This is a genomic window from Salibacterium qingdaonense (assembly GCF_900114715.1).
In the GTDB taxonomy this organism is placed as follows: Bacteria; Bacillota; Bacilli; order Bacillales; family Marinococcaceae; genus Salibacterium; species Salibacterium qingdaonense.
In genome coordinates this window covers 143,021-161,654 of record NZ_FOTY01000001.1, presented here as the reverse complement: position 1 = coordinate 161,654, position 18,634 = coordinate 143,021, and the positions used below count along the sequence as shown (strand labels likewise).

Sequence of the window (18,634 nt, the reverse complement as noted above, 5' to 3'; positions counted from 1 at the left end):
CCTCCTATCTTGCGAAAGCGGCAGGTACACCGCCGTCTACGGTAATCATCGCACCGGTTGTTTTAAGTGACTTCGATGATGCGAAAAACGCGACCGCTTCAGCAATGTCTTTTGGATAAATATTAACCTGCAGTGTCGTCCGTTTCCGGTAATGTTCATCCAGCTCATCCGGGTGGATGCCGTACGCCGCAGCACGTTCATTCTTCCATTCCGACGTCCAGATATTGGACCCCTGCAGTACAGCATCAGGAAGGACCGTGTTGACGCGGATGCTGTGCTGTCCACCTTCTGCGGCAATCGTGCGGGCAAGGTGAGCTTCAAGCGCTTTGACGGAACTGTAGGCAGATGCGTTTTTACCGGCATAAACGGAGTTTTTCGAACCAATGAAGACCATGCTTCCGCCTGTTCCCTGTTCCTTCATTTTCTTGAAGGCTTCACGCGCAACAAGGAAGTAGCCGGTGCCGAGCACGTTCATATTCAGGTTCCATTCATCCAGCGTTGTTTCCTCAAGCGGGCTGGATGTGGCCAGACCGGCATTATTGACAATAATATCAATGCCGCCGTAAGTGAGAATCGATGTTTCATAGGCTTTCTGAACGAGATCTTCTTTCGTCACGTCCATTTTGACGGCGGCGGCCCGTCCTGATCCGAACTCCTGATTGAATTCCGCGGCTTTTTCCTGTGCGCCTTCTTCATTCAAGTCGGCCAGTACGACGTGGGCACCCTGTTCCAGCATTTCCCGTGCCGAAGCACTGCCGATACCCCCGGCTCCTCCGGTAATAAAGGCAACGTCTCTTGAGAATTCCGCTTCCGGCGGGGCAAGGGATAACTTGTACAGCTCGAGCGGCCAGTACTCTATGTTATACGATTCATTTTCATCCAAAGATACAAAGTTTCCAAGTGCCGTGCTTCCTTTCATAACTTCAATCGCGCGGTGGTATAGATCACCGCTCACATTCGCCATTTTCAGGTTCTTACCGGTGTTCACCATGCCGATGCCCGGAAGGAGGATGACACGCGGGGCCGGTTCGAACATTTCATCGTCTTCATTTTTGTTTCTCTCAAAGTACTTTTCATATTCTTCTTTAAAAGAAGCAACGCCGTCTTGGATTTTTTCTTTCAACGCTTCTGCGTCTTCAGAAGACGGGTCCCAGTCGACATAAAGCGGTACTCTCTTCGTATGCACGAGATGGTCCGGGCAGGCTGCTCCCACCTGTGATAACGACTGGGCGTCCCGGCTGTTTACGAATTCGAGAACGTTGTCATCATCAGAATATGTCAGAAGCATCTTTTTCTCATCGCTGACCTGCCCGCGGAGATAAGGCAGTACTTCTGCCAGCACAGCTTCCCGTTTCTCTTTGGTCAGCGCTTCGTATTTCTGCCCTCCGAAATTGTTCTGCTGTTTGATTTTGTCCTGGAGATAAGCTTCTGCTTTCTGGATGACCTTAATCGTCTGGTCATAACTTTCTTTCGACGTCTCTCCCCACGTGACAAGACCGTGCTTCTCCATCAATACAAGTTCGGCCTCCGGGTTGTTTTTCACGCCGTCTGCAATCATCTTGGATAGTTTGAAACCGGGTCTTACGTACGGCACCCAGACAAACCGGTTACCAAAAATCTCTTCTGCAATGTTTTTACCATTATCCGCACAGCAAATACTGATAATTGCATCGGGATGCGTATGGTCAACATGGGTATACGGAAGAAAAGCATGAAGAAGGGTCTCAATGGAAGAGCGCGGATGTTTACTGTCCACCATGCAGTGTCCAAGATATTCCACCATCTCTTCATCCGTCATTTCATCCCGTTCCATCAGCGGCTGGATATCATCCATTCTCAGGCTGGTGAAGTGCTTTCCACCCATCGTAGCAAGGTCCGATCCACTGCCTTTCACCCACATCACTTCAGTATCACGGCCGCGGAAATCTTTTTCGGTCGTCTTGACCGAGGTGTTTCCGCCGCCGAAGTTGGCGACAGATCGATCCGATCCGAGCAGGTTGGAGCGGTAAACCAATTCTTCGAGCATCGTTTCCATCTTTTTTGCTTCTGTGTCATTCCATAAATTTTCAGTCATCTCGAACCTCCACTTTGTAAGTCTCTATTTCCTTGTTTTCATCATAACAAATTTGGTTTTATTTTTGAATATATTTATTTAAATTTTTGATAGCGCATTCAAACAAACATATACTTCTTCCATTCTCCATTTCAAAAAATAACAAACATTATTGCAGAGCAATAGATTTCGTTGATTTCTGATATAGACAATTCGAAGTTCTTATAGTAAACTTTCATCTTCAGTGAAAACGCTTTTTTAAAAAACAGGAGGCTGAATGATGCAAGCATTGATTACCGGGGCAGGTTCCGGCATTGGCAGAGCGGCAGCCCTTTTACTGGCCGGTGAAAATATGGACATCGCCATTCTCGACATAAACCGTAACAAAGCCGAACAAACCAAAACCGCTGTCGAAGAAAGAAACGGCAGGGCTGTGGTTCTTGAAGCGGACCTTGCCTCACCGGAAGAGATGAAACAGGCCTTCGACATGCTTCGTGCCTCATATAAGCATCTTGATATTGTGGTCGCAAACGGAGGGATCGCAGGCACAATGGCTCCGATTGAATCCCTGGAACCCAAGGATTGGGACCGGACCATTGAAACCGATCTGAGAGGAACATTTCTTACTGTGAAATACGCTGTCCCATTTATGAAACAACAAGGCGGGAGTATCGTTATCACCAGTTCGGTGAGTGGAAACCGGACTTTTTCCCAGCCTGGTTTTTCCGCATACAGCACCGCCAAAGCCGGACAGATTGCTTTCATGAAAATGGCTGCCAGAGAACTCGCGCCCTGGAATATCCGTGTCAATGCGGTATGCCCGGGAGGAGTGCGCACGGAGTTTAAGAACAGTCTTCACCGTACCGGAGACCTCTCCGATGCAGGTGCCTCCCGTAAAACAGATTTAAATACGTTTCCGCCCGCCGATGCGGAGCAGGTAGCCGGGCTCATTCAGTTTCTTGCCTCCGGTGCAGCGTCCCACATTACCGGATCAGACATTTATATCGACGGCGGCAGCTCGTTAACCTGATATGAAATGGGTACTATGTTAACGCGGGGATTGTCTTTACTGCCCGACGGTTCTTTTTTGAATCAGTTCAGTCGGGGTATATCCGGTATATTTTTTAAACAGGCTTGAAAAGTAGGCCGGGTTCCCGTACCCTACTCTCTCCGCGATTTCATAGATTAAATAGTGCCCCTCCTGAATCATATTGCTTGCTTTTTCCATCCTTACCCTTGTCAGATAATCTTTGAACGATTCGCCCGCCACTTTCTTAAAGATCCTGCCTAAATAGTTCCGGGAAATGAATAGTTCATCTGATAAATCATGAAGTGTGATGTTTTCATGAAGCCGTTCCTGGACAAAAGCTGTCATCTGCTCTACCAGCTGCCGGTGCTTCAGGTTTTCATCCCATTTCTGGTGATGGCAGATTTTCATGACAATCTCTTTCAGTTCAGAAGCCGTGCCTTCCCAGGACTGCTGCCTGGACAGCACGCTGTATATGTCGAAATGCTCCGGAAACATGTCACGGATCCGGATGCCGATATCAAACAACGCATAGGTCATCATCGTCCACATTTCGATGCCAAGATGAACAGCGGATGGCTGATGGAACGTTTCATGCCGCAGCTTTTCGAATAAACCGTCAATGATCGTGCACGCCTTTCCCTCATCTGCATAGCGGATGGCAGAAGAGAGCTGCTGATTCCATTCCATCGAATCGGTTAATACCGGCAGTTGTCCTGTCCAGCCTGTCTCTTCTTTGACTTCCGGAAGAAGCGGCACATCCGATCGGAGCGGGAGATGTTCGATTGCTTCTTTTGTGGACGTATGAATGTCGGCCCAGTTCCCGGTGAAGGAACTGAAGGTGATGATAACGTCAAGGTGAAGGTAGATCCGCAGACTCTCCTTCACCTCCTGTTTTACGGTTTCACGCATGTTTTCTTCATCCTGGAAACCCTTTGGAACATGAACGAACAACGCCGTCTGGTGCGTATGGCATTCAATAAACTCAAAATCAAGGAACCGCTGCCGCACCGCTTCCTTGATGACATTGCCCGCGGCAAAACGGAACAAATACCAGTCTTTCTGGAAAAGATCGGATTCTTCCAGCTGATTCGTATAGGTGAGGAGTATGATAAAGTGATCCTGCTTCTCCCACTGCTTTAAGAGCGGCTGCAGAGCTTCCGGAGGATCTGTCCCCATACTCGTTCCCGTCACAATCGACTTGATCCATTCCTTTTCAATAAGCGGCTCATACCATTGAACCTTTTTCCGCAGTTCGAGAAACTGAAGCTTCTCCATCGTACGTTCTTCAAGACGGGCCACTACATTTTTCAGCACTTCTTCAATGGTGGTCCGGGATGCCGGTTTGGACAGATAATCGTCAATATCAAGACGCATCGCTTTTCTGGCATATTCAAAATCACTGTACCCGCTCAATATGACAACCCGGCCTTCGTATCCCTCGTTTCGGAGTTCTTCCACCATATCCAGTCCATTTTTTACCGGCATGTATACATCGGTAATAACCAGGTCCGGCTGCACCCTGCGGATCACCTCAAGCCCCTGCTGTCCGTTTTTAGCTTCCCCGCTCCACTCGCAGTTCAACGCTTCCCATGGCACAATTCGTTTCATCCCGCGAAGCACTTTGTCTTCATCATCAATGATTACGATTTTCCACATTTTGCGCCTCTCTCCCTTTCGAGTTCAAGATAGTGTTCGTCGCTCTGATCAAAAAAAGACGTATCCTGAATTTTCGGTATGGAAATGACGGCAGCGGCACCGCCATCACTTTGATTCTGCAGGGAAATCACAGCTTCCTGCCCGAAATAGAGATGCAGTCTTTCTTTCACATTTCTGATGCCGTATCCTCCCGCATTAATGGTGGACGAGGCGGAGTCTGATGAAAGACCCGGACCATTATCCGTTATGTCAAAGCGCATGCTGCCTGCCGTTTCGGAGACAGTCAGCTTAATGACTCCTTCGCCGGTATCGGGGCGACCGTGTATGACCGCGTTTTCGACAAACGGCTGCAACGTCAGTTTTGGAATATAATAGGTTTCAACAGACGCGTCTATGATGACTTCATAAGAAAGACTGTCCTCCATTTTGATTTTCTGCAGCTCAAGGTAATGGTGCACATAGTCAATTTCCTGCTGCACAGAAATGATGCTTTCCCCTTTTGACAATCCAATCCGCAGCATGCTGCCGAGCAGTTCCATCATCCGGCTCATATCGTCATCGCCGCGCTCCATGGCTCTCCAATTCAGCTGATCTAATGTATTATACAGAAAATGGGGATTGATATTAGCCTGAAGGGCCCGTATCTCCGCTTTACGCTGCCGTCTGTTATTATCAATTAACGACTGATACAGCATGTCACTGCGGTACATTAACTGCCGGTATCCCTGGAACAGCTGCCCGAATTCGTTTTGGTAGTCATCGGGAAGTTCTGCCGGGATACTCTTCAGTGGATATTGATTTAAAACCTTGGTTAAATACACGATTGGGTCTGTGAATCGTTTTGTCAGATACAACGTGGCAAAAAAAGCAGCAACAACGGATACCGCACCGATCAACAACAGCCAGCCCGTTAGTTCCCGGCTTCCTGCCGTCAATTCCTCCATCGGTGTAACTTCGATCAACGTCCAGTCCGCCGATGGAACAGCCGCGGAAACGACCAGGTGCCCCTCCTGTCTGGCGGCTGTATCCGTGAGTCCGTTTTCTTCCTGAAAACGCATGGCGGTCTCTTCCATATAGTCTCTCGTTTCGGCCGGTATCGACAAAGAGGTGGTACGGGATAATACCGATGTTTCCCCATCCATCAGCATCAAGCGGGACCTTTCACTCCGGTTCTGCATCCATTCCTGAATGAATGATATTCTGATGTTGAGTACTAATACAGCCTGCAGTTCTCCACTGGCTGAGTAGACATTTCTTCCGTAACTGACCACTTCTTCATTTTCGAAGTTAAAGGAGAGCTGCACACTTCTTTCTCCCAGCCATGTCGAGCTCGTATTTTTCAATTTTTCTTTCCAGCTTCCCGGCAGTGCCGAAAAAGAATGATAACGGACAGGATGCGGTCCGCTCACTGGAGGTTCCTTCATATAAATGGAAACAGAATGAAGGCCCGGCACACTGTACGTAATATTGGAAAAGTCAAGATTCATGGAGGAGCGCAGGCGGCGTTTCTCATATTCGCTGCCTCCCGCCCCGTGGAGCAGATCATGAAATGCATTCTGGCGGGACATCCCGATGGATGTTTCATGGTAATTGGTCAGCTCGCTGCTCAAATCCTCCCCGAGCAGTTTCAGTTTTTCTTCCTGGTGTGCCATGGTTGTGGTGATATTTTCCCGTGCCGACAAATGGTAGGTAACATAGATAATGATCACAAGCAGAACCGTCACAAACAGAAAAAAGCTTATAAAAAATATATTCTGGATTTTATATTTTTTAAACAATTCCATCGTGTCAGCTCCGCTTCATCTGCTGTTTTTTAATAGGAAATCGGATTCAAACCTGTTTTCGAAAAGATTTTCAGACTCATAAACATCACAGCCGCCGCAGGCAGACTTGCTCCATAAAACACAAGAACGCCGGGAATCATGACAAAAAGTACGAGCATCAGAGCCACTGAAATCAATACGATAAACATGGAAGGAAGATTAGCAAGACCGATCATCAGGGAATACCGGACCGCGCCCTGAATCGATGTTTCCATGTGGGTGCGTACCGGAAAAACGAGAAGCAGCACGAGCAGGAACATGGAGGCTGCACCGATGAGAACCAGACGAGGGAGCAGGGAGACTTCCATCGCTTCCATCGACCAGCCGCTCAAAATAAGCAGGGCTCCTCCCCACAAGAGCAGAAATCCTATAATGTTCGCTGGAACAAACTCGTTTTGAAAGACGGATTTGAACTCCCGGAACACCGAGCGTGTATCCTGATCAGCCAGCCCGCCATTCAAAAAGGCACTGCGCATCACCGCAAATGCGGCAGCTGTCGCAGGAGCCCAGCCAAACAATCCCAGCCCTGCCGCTGTAAAGAGAAGCCAGAACATATTGATAACCGCAAGACGTGCCAGCCATTCGCAAATCGAAAAAGCCCCGTTCCCCAACCGTTCGATCATTTTCTTCACCCTTTATACTTATTTGATACCAGTCGTTGCAATTCCTTCTACCAAGTAGCGCTGGAAGAACAAAAACAAAATAAACTGCGGGAGTAAAGACAAAGAAGACATCGCCAGAAGCGGCCCCCACGAAGTACCGGCCTCTGCATCCATAAAGTTCCGCAGACCGAGTGACACAGTCTGAATTTCGACACTGTTCAGATAAATAAGAGGTGTCAGAAAGTCATCCCAGGACCACATGAAAGCAAAAATGGCTACAGTCACCAGCGCGGGCTTAAGCATCGGCAGTACAATCCTCCAGAACACCCCGAACCTCGAACAACCATCAATAATCGCGGCTTCATCCAGTTCACGCGGAATGCCGCGGATGAATTGTATAAGCAGAAAGATGAAAAACGGCGTTCCCCCGAGAAAGTGCGGAACAATCAGCGGATAAAACGTGTTGACCCAGTTCAGCTGTTCAAACAAAAGATACTGTGGAACGAGTATAATCTGAATGGGAAGCAAAACAGTGGAAATCAGACACGCAAATAAAAGCTTCCGGAACCTGAAATTAATCCGGGCAAACCCGTAAGCGACAATACTGCACGATAACAAAGATCCAATCACAACACTCCCCGTGACAAACAGGGAATTACGGAAAAACACATCAAAACCAACTCCCCCGAAGCCGTCCCATCCTTCTGGATAGTTCAGCCAGTCCCAGTCCATCGGAATAAGGGATGCAGCGTTGGAAAAGACTTCGGTCTCCGGCTTAAACGAAGTACCGAACATCCACAGTATGGGATACAGCATCAAGAAGCTGAAAGCAATGACAAAGATATAATAGATGACATCAGAGAGTGTGGTTCGTCTATTCATCGTCTTTCCTTCCTTTCTTATTAATCATAATGGACCCAGAACGTGGAAGATTTGAAGATGAGAAGCGTAAAGGCGCCGATTATAACCAATAAAATCCATGCCATCGCTGACGCGTATCCCATGTTCAGAAATTCAAAAGCGACTTCATAAAGGTACACGGCGTAGAACAGGGTGGAATCCCGTGGTCCGCCGCCCGTAATAAGGAAAGCCTGCGTAAATGTCATAAAGCCATTGATGGTTTCCATCACGAGATTGAAAAATATAATCGGCGTGAGCATCGGAATCGTAACTTTTATAAACTTCCTTATCATTCCCGCGCCGTCTACACTGGCTGCTTCATACAAATCATCGGGAATCTGGCGCAGCCCGGCAAGGAAAATAATCATCGGCGCACCAAACTGCCACACGATCAAAATAATCAGGATGGACATCGCTGCAGAAGAATTCCCGAAGAAGCTGATCGTATCGAGCCCCCAGGCATCCAGCATCGTATTGACGGCACCGTCTCTGCCGAACATCTGCCGCCATACAACAGATATAGCCACACTCCCGCCGATAATGGAGGGTACATAATAAATGGTCGTAAATATTCCCGAACCCTTCCTGCCGGTGTTAAACAAAAGCGCCAAAAATAACGAAAAGGCGAGTTTCAATGGAATGGCAATCACAACAAAGGTGAATGTCGCCTGCAGCGATTGAATAAACCTGGGATCATTTGTGAAAAGTTCCACGTAATTGGAAAAACCAGTCCACTGCGGGGCACTTAACATATCATAGTCGGTGAAAGACAGAATAAAAGAATAAATCATCGGGCCGATAATCAATCCAAAAAAACCGATCAGCCACGGCGAAATCATCGCGTACCCTGTGAGCGACTCCCGCAGGTTTCTTCTTTTCCGTTCTTTTTCTACAAATTCAGGCGTGATTTCTTTCTCTGTCAACGGTTCACTCGTTTTCATAATCACCTCTCCTATACCATTCATTCACGTCTGTACCGATGCAAAAAGCAAAAGAGAAAGGCAGACCCGCCATTATGAGCCCGCCTTTATATTCAACGCCTTTTTTCTTCTTTGAAAACTATTCGCCCGGCGCCGCTGTAACTATTGATTTAAAATCTGATCCGCTTCCTGCATAAAGCTGTCGATTCCTTCTTCTATCAACATTTCATCGTATTTCACGCTTTCCAGCATCCGGTCAAAGGCAGCCCGGACTTCAGATTCTCCAGGAGGCGGCAGTGGTTCCGGATCCCCGGCTCTCTCTTCCAGCACCTCAAGAAATTCAAATGTTTCCTGAACTGTTGGATCCACCTGACCAGCCAGGCTTTCTCTTACGGAAGCAGCGATTGGAACCCCGCGTTCCGCCCGTAGAATTTCATTGGCTTCCTGATTGTTGGTAATAAAATCAATGAGCTCGGCGGCGGCTTCCTGCTTCGCTTCACTGACATTGCTGGAGATCATAAAGGACATGCTCGGACGCACCCAGTTTCCTGATTTTTCTCCATCCGAAGCACTCGGCATAACATTCAAGCCAAGGTCTGCTTCAGCAAGTGTCTGAACCCCAACGAGACCATTACTTGCCGCGCTTGCCATTGCTGCTTCTTCATTGGCAACCATAGATTCGCCGCTCTCATTAACTTCCGCCGTCACATCATATGGTGTGGCAACACCTTCATCTATCCACGTAGTCACGGTCGTAAGAAAGCCCTCGAGCACCTCTGCTTCAAAGCCTACACTTGTGCCATCTTCGTTATAGAAGTGCTGATCAAACTGGCGGGCATAATGGCGGAATGTTTCATAATCTGCCTTCACAAAGTCATAACCCCAGAAACCTTCTCCCTCTGCTTCCGATACACGGGCCATTTCCTCTCCCAGTTCTTCATACGTGTACCCTGGTTCCAGGTTTATATCATATTCTTCAAACAAATCCTGATTATAAATCGTGGCAAGACCGTTGGAGCCTCCTGATATTGCATAGGTACTTCCATCCACGACGAGCATATCCTGATACACATCATTGACATCTTCCATGTTAATGGTTCCTTCTTCAATCATCGTATTCAGATCGAGAGCCAGACCATTGGAGATATATTCTGTGAGTTTGGAATTATCCATCTGCACCACTGCCGGAAGATTGCTTCCGGCTGCCTGGGTCGTCAGTCTTTCCCAGTAGCTGTCCCAGCCGGTGAATTCCGCTTCCACCGTAATATCCGGATGCTCTTCTTCAAACAAATCCAGCATTTCCTGCGTCAAATCATGGCGCTCATCATTTCCCCACCAGGAAAACCGTATGGAAGTCTGCCCTTCACCTGAACTTTCCCCATCAGCTCCTGCATCACTGGTTTCATCCGGCCCCCCTGGACTACATCCGGCAGCCATTACTGTCAAAAGTGAAACAGCGGCCCACTTTTTCCATTTTCTCAACACCAGTCCCCCTCTTTTTTGTAAGTGCTTACATTTCCATTATAGGCGCTTTCGAAAATAAAAAGTATATAACAAATGTTAACTATATTTTGAAAAGTAACACATTTTTAATCGTTGTGTTTATTCGTTTTTATTTTTGCTCTGTTTGACGCAGCACAAGTACATCCACCGCCTGCACAATCACCTCATTTTCCACCTTTGTGCCAGCCAAAAGATCGACATACGAACGGCCTGAATCCAGTTCGATACGCGCCTCTTCCTGATTATGGTTTACTATAACAAGGTGATTTCCTTTCCCGGATGTGCGCTCCACGATTTCTACATTTGGAGGAGCGGAAGCCGGTGCCGTTATGCCTTTTTCCCGCATCAAACCTGTTAAAATATCATCAATAAAGGCCTGCTCAGGTTCCGTACCTACATACACTGCTTTCCCTTTTCCGTACGAATTCGTCGTAACAGCCGGTCTGCCCTGATACCAGTCCTCGGTAAAATATGCTGCGGCTTCTGCAGTCTCCAGATGTATCACATCACTCCAGGTGGTACAGCGGTAATGGTCTGTGCCTGCTGATAATTGGTTCCACTCACCTCCGGCCATGGGGACAAATTCCTCTACGTGTATCCCGAGAATGTGCCGCAGCGGTTCCGGGTAGTAATCAGGATGAATACGATCATTTTCATCTACTATACCGCTGAAAAAGCTGACAACCAGCGTCCCTCCGTTCTCTACAAATTGTTCCAGGTTTTTCTTTTCTCCGTTCTTTACCATATACAGCATCGGTGCTGCGACAAGATCGTAAGAAGACAAATCACCACCCGGCTGGACAAAATCCACAGCGATATTTCGTCTGTAAAACGTGTGGTAATAGGCTTTCACCTGTTCCAGATAGGACAACTTGTTATGAGGCTTCCCTTCCATCTCTACAGCCCACCAGTTCTCCCAGTCAAAAATGATGGCTGCTCTCGCCGGCACAACGGCGCCGGTCAGGGAATCCAGCTGCTTGAGCTCCTGTCCGAGCTGCTGCACTTCCCGGTACGTTCTGCTTTGTTCATCCCCCGAATGCGGAACCATCGCGCCGTGGAATTTTTCGGCGCCGGCCCGGCTCTGCCTCCACTGGAAAAACATAATACCGTCACTGCCCCGGGCTATCGCGCTGTAACTCCACAACCGCATCTCTCCAGGTTTTTTCGGTACATTAATATCGCGCCAGTTCACGTGACTTGTCACCTGTTCCATCACGAGAAACGGCTGTCCGTGTTTCAGACTCCGCATCAAATCATGCTGCAGGGCATGTGCCTCCGGTGTACCTTCACGTGGATCGGGATACGTATCCCATGTAACAACATCAAGCTCCGGTGCCCAGGAAAAATAATTCAGCGGCTTGAATTCAAACATGAAGTTCGTAAATACCGGCACATCCGGAGTTATATCGCGAAGTATTTTTTTCTCCACCATATAGAGCTCAAGCAGAGAGTCATTCATAAACCGTTTGTAATCCAGCTGCTGACCGGGATTGGGAAATGTCGGTGTGTTACTCAGGAATGTGATATCATCGAAATAATTATAGCGCTGACTCCAGAAGTTTGTTCCCCACTTTTCGTTCAATGTATCGATGGTTTGATAACGACGGCGGAGCCAGGCATGGAATGCTTCCAGTGAATCTTGACTGTAGCATTCAGACACGTGGCACCCGTATTCATTATTGATATGCCACATCTTCAGCGCTGGATGATCTTTATACCTCTCTGCCAGCTTCGTCACCAGTTTCTTTACCGCACGGCGGTAAATGGAGCTGTTCGGGGAATAGTGCTGACGCGAGCCAAACGAATACGGTACCCCTTTATCATCAACCGCCAGCGTCTCAGGATATTTCCGTGACAGCCACGCGGGAGGAGATGCCGTTGCTGTCGCAAGACATACTCCGACGCCGTGTTCATGCAATATGTTCATCACTTTATCCAGCCAGGTGAAATCAAACCTGTCCTCTTCTCTTTCAAGCACCGCCCAGCTGAATATCCCGACTGACACGAGATTGACCCCTGCCTTTTGCATCAAAGCCGCATCTTCATACCACACTTTTTCGTTCCATTGTTCCGGGTTATAGTCGCCGCCATAGGCTATGTGGGGAAGAATATCAGAAATCGCTTTCACAAAATCACTCCCTTTTTTGTTCATTAATTTAATATAGTTTGTTGTAGCCTACCATATTTAAGTATATTCTGGAATATACAGATTTTTACCTTTATGCCATCATACAGTTTTTTTGAACGAAAAAAGGAGGTGTTCCCCCTTCTCACCCCGAATTCATCTGAATACATTGCTATTTTAAAAAGGGAGGAATGATGATGATGAACTGGGGTACAAAAGACCGACTTGTATTGATAGGAGACAGTATTACCGAAAACGGGAGACTGCAGGATTCAGAAAGTATCGGGCAGGGATATGTTCGATTGATTCACGATTATCTGCTGACACGGCATCCTTCTCTGCAGCTTGATATTCTTAATCAAGGCATCGGTGGAGATCGTGTTACTGATTTAAAAGAACGCTGGAAAAAAGATGTGCTGGAACTAAAGCCGGACTGGCTGAGCATTTCCATCGGAATCAATGATGTATGGAGACAGCTGGATCGTCCCTGGATCGACCAGGTTTACCCGGAAGCTTTCGAAGAAATGTATGAAAAACTGCTTATGCAGACGAAAGAACATACCAATGCAGGGCTGATTTTGATGGAACCCACCATTATCCATGAAGACTCTTCTTCAGAAGGCAATAAGCTTCTCCAGCCGTACGTGAAAGCAGTACAACACCTGGCAGAACAATTTGAAGCGGTACTTGTACCGACCCACCAGGCGTTTCTCAATTATCTGAATACAAAAACCGATACGGCGCTGACGACAGACGGTGTTCATATGAACACAAAAGGAGATATGCTGATGGCATCCACCTGGCTGGAACATGTATATAAGTAAAGCTTAAACTTAAAAAAGCCGGTAACAGAATAAATCTGTTCCGGCTTCTTGGCTGCGTCTATCCCAGTATTCCCAAAGTTCTCGGGAGCCATAGACTAATTTGAGGAATAAATGTAACAAGCAGCAACGCAATGACCAGCGGTATATAGAATATGAGCAAAGGTTTTACTATCCTTTCGATACTTACTCCGCTGACACTGCTTCCTATAAACAAGACGGTTCCAATCGGTGGTGTTGTCACCCCGATAGCAAGCCCCATCGTCATGATCATGCCGAAGTGAACCGGATCTACGCCAAGCTCTGTTGCAACCGGGAATAAGATCGGTGTGAACACAAGCAGTGCCGGAGCTACGTCCATAAAGATTCCCACGAACAATAGCAGCAATGCGATAATCAGCATAATAACGTAGTAATTTTCCGAAAGTCCAAGCAGCGCATTGGTTAACGTTTGTGGAATCTGGGCATATGTCATAACCCAGGACATTGCAGTGGAAGCTCCGACAAGAAGAAGAATCATACCGGAGAATGCGACCGTTTCTTTCATGATCTTCGGTATATCCTTAAACGATATTTCACGATAAATCATACTAAGCACCAAAGCGTACAATACAGCAATCGCGGAGCCCTCTGTTGCAGTGAATACTCCTCCTGCAATACCGCCGATAACGACTACAATCAAAAATAGACTCGGGATGGCCTGCAGGATCACTCTGACCGCTTCGCTCATGGTTGCCCCGCCGCTCACCGGATAATTATTACGTTTGGCGAGAATATAGGCCACAACCATCACAAGCAGTGCCATCAAAATCCCCGGCACATATCCTGCTATAAAGAGTGCCCCAATAGATGTTCCACCGCTGAGCAGAGAGTAGATAATGGGAATACCGCTTGGTGGTATAATCTGTCCGGTTGGAGCAGAGGCAATGTTCACCGCTGCAGAATAGGCAGGATCATATCCTTCTTTTTTCTGCTGCGGTCCCATCACTTTTCCCATCGTGGCAGCAGATGCGATGGCTGAACCGGAAATGGATCCAAACAACACGTTACCTACAACGTTCGTATGGGCCAGGGAGCCGGACATTCTTCCGCCGACCAGTTTTGCCAGATTAATCAGGCGCTGAGCGATCCCCCCGTTGTTCATAATACTTCCCGCAAGCATGAAAAAGACAAGCGCCACCAACACGAAACTGTCAATGCCTGATATAATCTGCTGGGATGCGACAAGCAGAGAGGAATCCATCGGCAGTACAATCAGGCCGGCCAAAATAGTAGCTACAGTGATGCTGACCGATATCGGAACCCCTACAAACAGTAGGATAAAGAATACTCCAAATAATACGATAGTTGTCAAAATGGTAACACTCATGTTTGTTCCTCCCCTTTTGCACTGTTTCTAGTCAAGACATTCATTACCTGATAAATGATAATGAATACTCCCGAAATCGGCACGATGCTGTACACGGCCCCCATGGAAAAACCCATGATCGGAGATACTTCACTCCATGTTACGTTGACCAGGATACCTCCTCCAATGACCAGTACAAACAGGGCAAACAGCAGCACCACTGCATCTATAGCGGCACGAACTCCAAGATACGCTCTTCCCTGGAATCTTTCCCTGATAAAATCCAGCGATAAATGCTCATCACTGCCAAACCCATACGCTGCGCCGAGCATGGCTATCCAAATGAGGGAAAAGCCTGCTATTTCTTCTGTTGCCACGCTCGGACTTCCCAGCACAAAACGGGTGAATACCTGCCAAAGCGTCACCAGAGTCAAAACCAAAAGCAGGATACTGGCTGTAATCAGTAGAAAGTTGTCGATAGCTTTTTTAGTTTTCTGCATAGGTACGTTTCCTCCTTCCAGCTTCTATTGGCTGCTTTCTTCTTTCAAACTGTTAAACCTGTCCAAAATCTGTGCAATTCTATCATTCTCACGACGTTCTTCAATCAGCGGCTGTACTTTTTCACGGAATGGTTCCTTATTGATATTCTCATAAAATGTTACATTCATTTCCTGTTTGGCTTTTTCCTTACTTTGGGCCATTAATTCTTCCCAGCGCTTACTGTGACCATCGGACGTTTCATCCGCAGCTTTCTGGATCAACTGCTTTTCCTCGTTCGTGAAACTGTTCCACGTCTGTTCACTCATCGTCAAAAAGTCGGGGATCCGTGTATGCTCGTCATAAGAGAAAGCTTTGGCGACTTCGCCGTGGTTCGCATCAGTCAGTGCAATGTGACTGCTTTCCGCACCGTCAATGACACCCTGCTGCATGGCGGAGTATACGTTTGAAGCCGCCATCGGAGTAGGGGACGCCCCAAGCAGTTCCATCGTCCGAATCGACGTAGCGTTATTCATAACCCTGATTTTCAGACCTTCCAGATCAGTTGGTTTCTCAATCGGAGTATCTATTGTATAAAAGCTGCGCTTTCCTGCTCTATAATGAGTAATGCCACGCAAACCTTTCGATTCCAGATCAGCATACATCTGCTCTACTGTATCCGAATGCATGACACTCTGAAAATGCTCAGTGTTTTCAAATATATACGGAAGGCTGAATACGGAAAACTGCTCTGAAAAACTTTCCAGCTTACCGGCATTCACTTTCGCCATGTCAAGAACTCCCGTCTTTAAAAGTTCCAGCATTTCTGTTTCTCCTCCGAGAGTCCCCTGGCCGTAGATATTAATCTGAATCTTGCCGTCGGAACGATTTTCAACCTTTTTTTCAAAGTTCTCCAGACTTTCGTATACCGGACTGGCCGATCCGTGAATATGGGCGAGTGTAAGACTGCGTTCCTGAATGCCTGTGTTATCGCTTCCATTTTCACCCGCACCGGATGTCTCTGTACTGGAAGAAGCGCAGGCAGCACCTATCAGCATCAGCATGACGAAAATGCTTGAAAGAAATAGTTTTTTCACATTGATTCCTCCATAAATAGTTTTTACCAAGAAAAATCTGAAACCCCTTACAAAGACCTTTGCATTTGTTTGTTTTTAATTATATCTGTTTATGTTGGTCTATTCTTATTACTATAAGAACTGTTTTATCATTTTCAGAAGTATTTCTGTATTTAAGTGGAATCGACATTTCTATCGCACCTATTTCAAAAAGAAGAAAAAACAATGGAAGACGAAAAAAACTCCTTTTCATCTATTATAGAGAAAAGGAGCTTCTTTTTCTTGTTACATGCCTAAACGTGTTCTACATACCGTTCTTTCATCTGCTTCAATGTCTCGTCACCGGGCTGATTCCAAATGGCGTCGTTTATGATTTCAACCTCAATCGGGCCGTGGTAGCCGGCTGCTTCAACAGCTTGGCGCATCCGTCTTAATTCAATCACGCCATCTCCCATCATACCTCTTGCCTTAAAGATATCAGGAAGCGGGACGACCCAGTCGGATACGTGAAAGCCGAGAATGCTGCCTCGTGCGCGTTCTATTTCACGGTACAGATCAGGATCCCACCAGACGTGGAAAACATCCACAACCACACCAACATAATCGGACTGCAGTCTTTCACTGATGGTATTGGCCTGGCCGAGGGTGGAAATGACGGAACGATCCGCGGCATACATTGGATGAAGCGGTTCTATACCGAGCTTGATGCCATGCTCCCGGGCAAACGGAATTAATTCTTCGATTCCTTCTTCCACCCACTTCCGGGCGCTGTCGATATCTTTGTCCGGAGCCGGGCCGCAGACGAGTACAAGTACATCAGTACCTAGCTCTGCGGCCTCTTCAATGGCGCGTTTATTATCTTCAATCCGCTCTCGTCTCTCTTCCGGTGTCGGAGCCGGGAACATACCGCCCCGGCAGATGCTTGATACGTTCAAACCGGCATCCTGAATAAGTTTCCGGCTCTTGGAAAGACCAATTTCATGAATCTTGTGGCGCCAGACGGAAATCCAGGGCACATCATGACGAAGGCATCCTTCCACTGCTTCTTCGAGCGACCAGTGCTCGGTTGTAATCTGATTCAGGCTGATCCGGTCCAAAGATGGTGTACCACTCATGACGTCTGCACCCCCTGTTTCACTCCCGCCTGCTCGAATACCGGACGCATCCGCGCAACGGCCATCTCAGGATCTTCAAGAAGTCCGGCTTCATCTGCCATCACAAAGAGGTCGCTGAGATGGATTATGGAGCGTGAACCTTCCGCGCCGCCGATCATGCGGAAGTGGGACTGATGCCCGTTCAGGTACGCCATGAAGACGACGCCGGTTTTGTAGGCAAACGTCGGATGCTGGAAAATATGCCGGGCAAGCGGCACCGTTTTATCCAGAATGTCGTGGTAGCGTTCTATATTGCCTTCATCGAGCGCCTGCAGGCCGGCTGCGGCAGCTGGCGCGATAGCATCGAAAATACCGAGAAGCGCATCGCTGTAGCCGTTTTCGTCGCCTTTGATCAATTCGGGATAGTTAAAGTCATCACCGGTATATACTTTCACACCTTCCGGCAGTCTGTTTCTGATATCAATCTCGCGGTCTTTATCCAGCAGGGATATTTTCACACCGTCGATTTTGGCCGCATTGTCCTGAATGACTTTCAGGCATACCTCGGTTGCTTTGTCGAGGTCTTCATATCCCCAGTACCCCTTCAGGTTCGGGTCGAACATGTCGCCGAGCCAGTGCAGAATCACAGGCTGGGAGACACTGCCGAGAACTTTGCCGTAGACCCTTTCATAATCTTCAGGGCTTTTGGCGCAGGCAGCAAGCGCGCGGCTCGACATCATAATGATCTGACCACCTTCGCCTTCTACGAATTCACACTGCTCCATGTACGCCTGTTCCACCTGTTCAAGAGTCAGGTCCGGAGACGGGGTGAGCTGGTCCGTTCCGGTGCCGCAGGCGATCCGTCCGCCTACAGAACGGGCTTCCGGAATAGAACGGCGGATCAGTTCTTTCGCGCTTTCCCAGCTCAGCCCCATGCCGCGCTGCGACGTGTCCATCGCTTCTGCTACACCAAAGCCGAGAGACCACAGATAATGACGATATTCCATCGTCGCCTGCCAGTCAATCTGTGCGTTATTCAGCGGATCGGCATCCGCCATCGGATCGCAGACCACGTGGGCAGCTGAGAACGCCGTCCGTTTTTCAAACGACTTCCCTTTTTCCACTTTAAAAGCCGGTTTCTCCGAAGGGGTATACGTGTATAATTCTCCACCCGCTTTTGGCAGTATCAATGATTGAACCATATGA

Annotated in this window: 14 protein-coding genes and 1 pseudogene; 2 read left to right on the top strand and 13 right to left on the bottom strand. The window is 47.8% G+C overall.

Features of this window, described 5'->3' with window-relative positions:
- Positions 1 to 4 precede the first annotated feature (4 nt).
- Positions 5 to 2,077 (bottom strand): annotated as a pseudogene (locus tag BM058_RS00715) (bifunctional aldolase/short-chain dehydrogenase); the annotation flags it as partial.
- 253 nt (positions 2,078 to 2,330) lie between these two features.
- Between BM058_RS00715 and BM058_RS00710 the strand changes: the two are divergent.
- Positions 2,331 to 3,083, top strand: coding sequence for an SDR family oxidoreductase (locus BM058_RS00710; RefSeq protein WP_090925117.1), 753 nt, complete (start codon positions 2,331 to 2,333; stop codon positions 3,081 to 3,083).
- A gap of 36 nt (positions 3,084 to 3,119) precedes the next feature.
- Here the strand turns inward: BM058_RS00710 and BM058_RS00705 are convergent, their stop codons facing one another.
- The 7 genes from BM058_RS00705 to BM058_RS00675 all read right to left on the bottom strand — a co-directional run bounded on the left by BM058_RS00705 (position 3,120) and on the right by BM058_RS00675 (position 12,615).
- Positions 3,120 to 4,739, bottom strand: a complete 1,620-nt coding sequence (locus tag BM058_RS00705; RefSeq protein WP_090925116.1) for a response regulator transcription factor — start codon at positions 4,737 to 4,739, stop codon at positions 3,120 to 3,122.
- Entirely contained in the window at positions 4,724 to 6,523 is a 1,800-nt protein-coding gene (locus BM058_RS00700; protein ID WP_090925115.1) for a cache domain-containing sensor histidine kinase, read from the bottom strand. Before BM058_RS00700 ends, BM058_RS00705 begins: the two co-directional genes overlap by 16 nt.
- Positions 6,524 to 6,552: 29 nt before the next feature.
- Positions 6,553 to 7,185 (bottom strand): YesL family protein, encoded by a 633-nt coding sequence (locus BM058_RS00695; protein ID WP_090925114.1) that lies wholly within the window; start codon positions 7,183 to 7,185, stop codon positions 6,553 to 6,555.
- Positions 7,186 to 7,203: 18 nt separating this feature from the next.
- Positions 7,204 to 8,046: a carbohydrate ABC transporter permease gene (locus BM058_RS00690; RefSeq protein ID WP_090925113.1), complete on the bottom strand. Its 843-nt coding sequence runs from the start codon at positions 8,044 to 8,046 to the stop codon at positions 7,204 to 7,206.
- A gap of 20 nt (positions 8,047 to 8,066) precedes the next feature.
- A complete protein-coding gene (locus tag BM058_RS00685; protein WP_177195371.1) occupies positions 8,067 to 9,005 on the bottom strand; it encodes a carbohydrate ABC transporter permease in 939 nt (312 codons plus the stop codon).
- Positions 9,006 to 9,146: 141 nt separating this feature from the next.
- Positions 9,147 to 10,466 (bottom strand): ABC transporter substrate-binding protein, encoded by a 1,320-nt coding sequence (locus BM058_RS00680; RefSeq protein WP_090925112.1) that lies wholly within the window; start codon positions 10,464 to 10,466, stop codon positions 9,147 to 9,149.
- Positions 10,467 to 10,596: 130 nt separating this feature from the next.
- A complete protein-coding gene (locus tag BM058_RS00675) occupies positions 10,597 to 12,615 on the bottom strand; it encodes a beta-galactosidase (protein WP_245736753.1) in 2,019 nt (672 codons plus the stop codon).
- A 197-nt stretch (positions 12,616 to 12,812) separates the two neighbouring features.
- Between BM058_RS00675 and BM058_RS00670 the strand changes: the two genes are divergently transcribed.
- Complete coding sequence (locus BM058_RS00670) at positions 12,813 to 13,436, top strand: SGNH/GDSL hydrolase family protein (protein WP_090925273.1); 624 nt, start codon at positions 12,813 to 12,815, stop codon at positions 13,434 to 13,436.
- 58 nt (positions 13,437 to 13,494) lie between these two features.
- Here BM058_RS00670 and BM058_RS00665 read toward each other — a convergent pair whose 3' ends face one another.
- The 5 genes from BM058_RS00665 to BM058_RS00645 all read right to left on the bottom strand — a co-directional run bounded on the left by BM058_RS00665 (position 13,495) and on the right by BM058_RS00645 (position 18,630).
- Positions 13,495 to 14,802 carry a TRAP transporter large permease gene (locus BM058_RS00665; protein ID WP_090925110.1) on the bottom strand — a complete coding sequence of 436 codons (1,308 nt, stop codon included), beginning with the start codon at positions 14,800 to 14,802 and terminating at the stop codon, positions 13,495 to 13,497.
- Positions 14,799 to 15,281, bottom strand: coding sequence for a TRAP transporter small permease (locus BM058_RS00660; protein WP_090925109.1), 483 nt, complete (start codon positions 15,279 to 15,281; stop codon positions 14,799 to 14,801). The genes BM058_RS00665 and BM058_RS00660 overlap by 4 nt, the downstream gene beginning before the upstream one ends.
- A gap of 24 nt (positions 15,282 to 15,305) precedes the next feature.
- Positions 15,306 to 16,355 carry a TRAP transporter substrate-binding protein gene (locus tag BM058_RS00655; RefSeq protein WP_245736752.1) on the bottom strand — a complete coding sequence of 350 codons (1,050 nt, stop codon included), beginning with the start codon at positions 16,353 to 16,355 and terminating at the stop codon, positions 15,306 to 15,308.
- A gap of 272 nt (positions 16,356 to 16,627) precedes the next feature.
- Positions 16,628 to 17,449 carry a sugar phosphate isomerase/epimerase family protein gene (locus BM058_RS00650; RefSeq protein WP_090925108.1) on the bottom strand — a complete coding sequence of 274 codons (822 nt, stop codon included), beginning with the start codon at positions 17,447 to 17,449 and terminating at the stop codon, positions 16,628 to 16,630.
- Complete coding sequence (locus BM058_RS00645) at positions 17,446 to 18,630, bottom strand: dihydrodipicolinate synthase family protein (RefSeq protein WP_090925107.1); 1,185 nt, start codon at positions 18,628 to 18,630, stop codon at positions 17,446 to 17,448. Before BM058_RS00645 ends, BM058_RS00650 begins: the two co-directional genes overlap by 4 nt.
- Positions 18,631 to 18,634 lie beyond the last annotated feature (4 nt).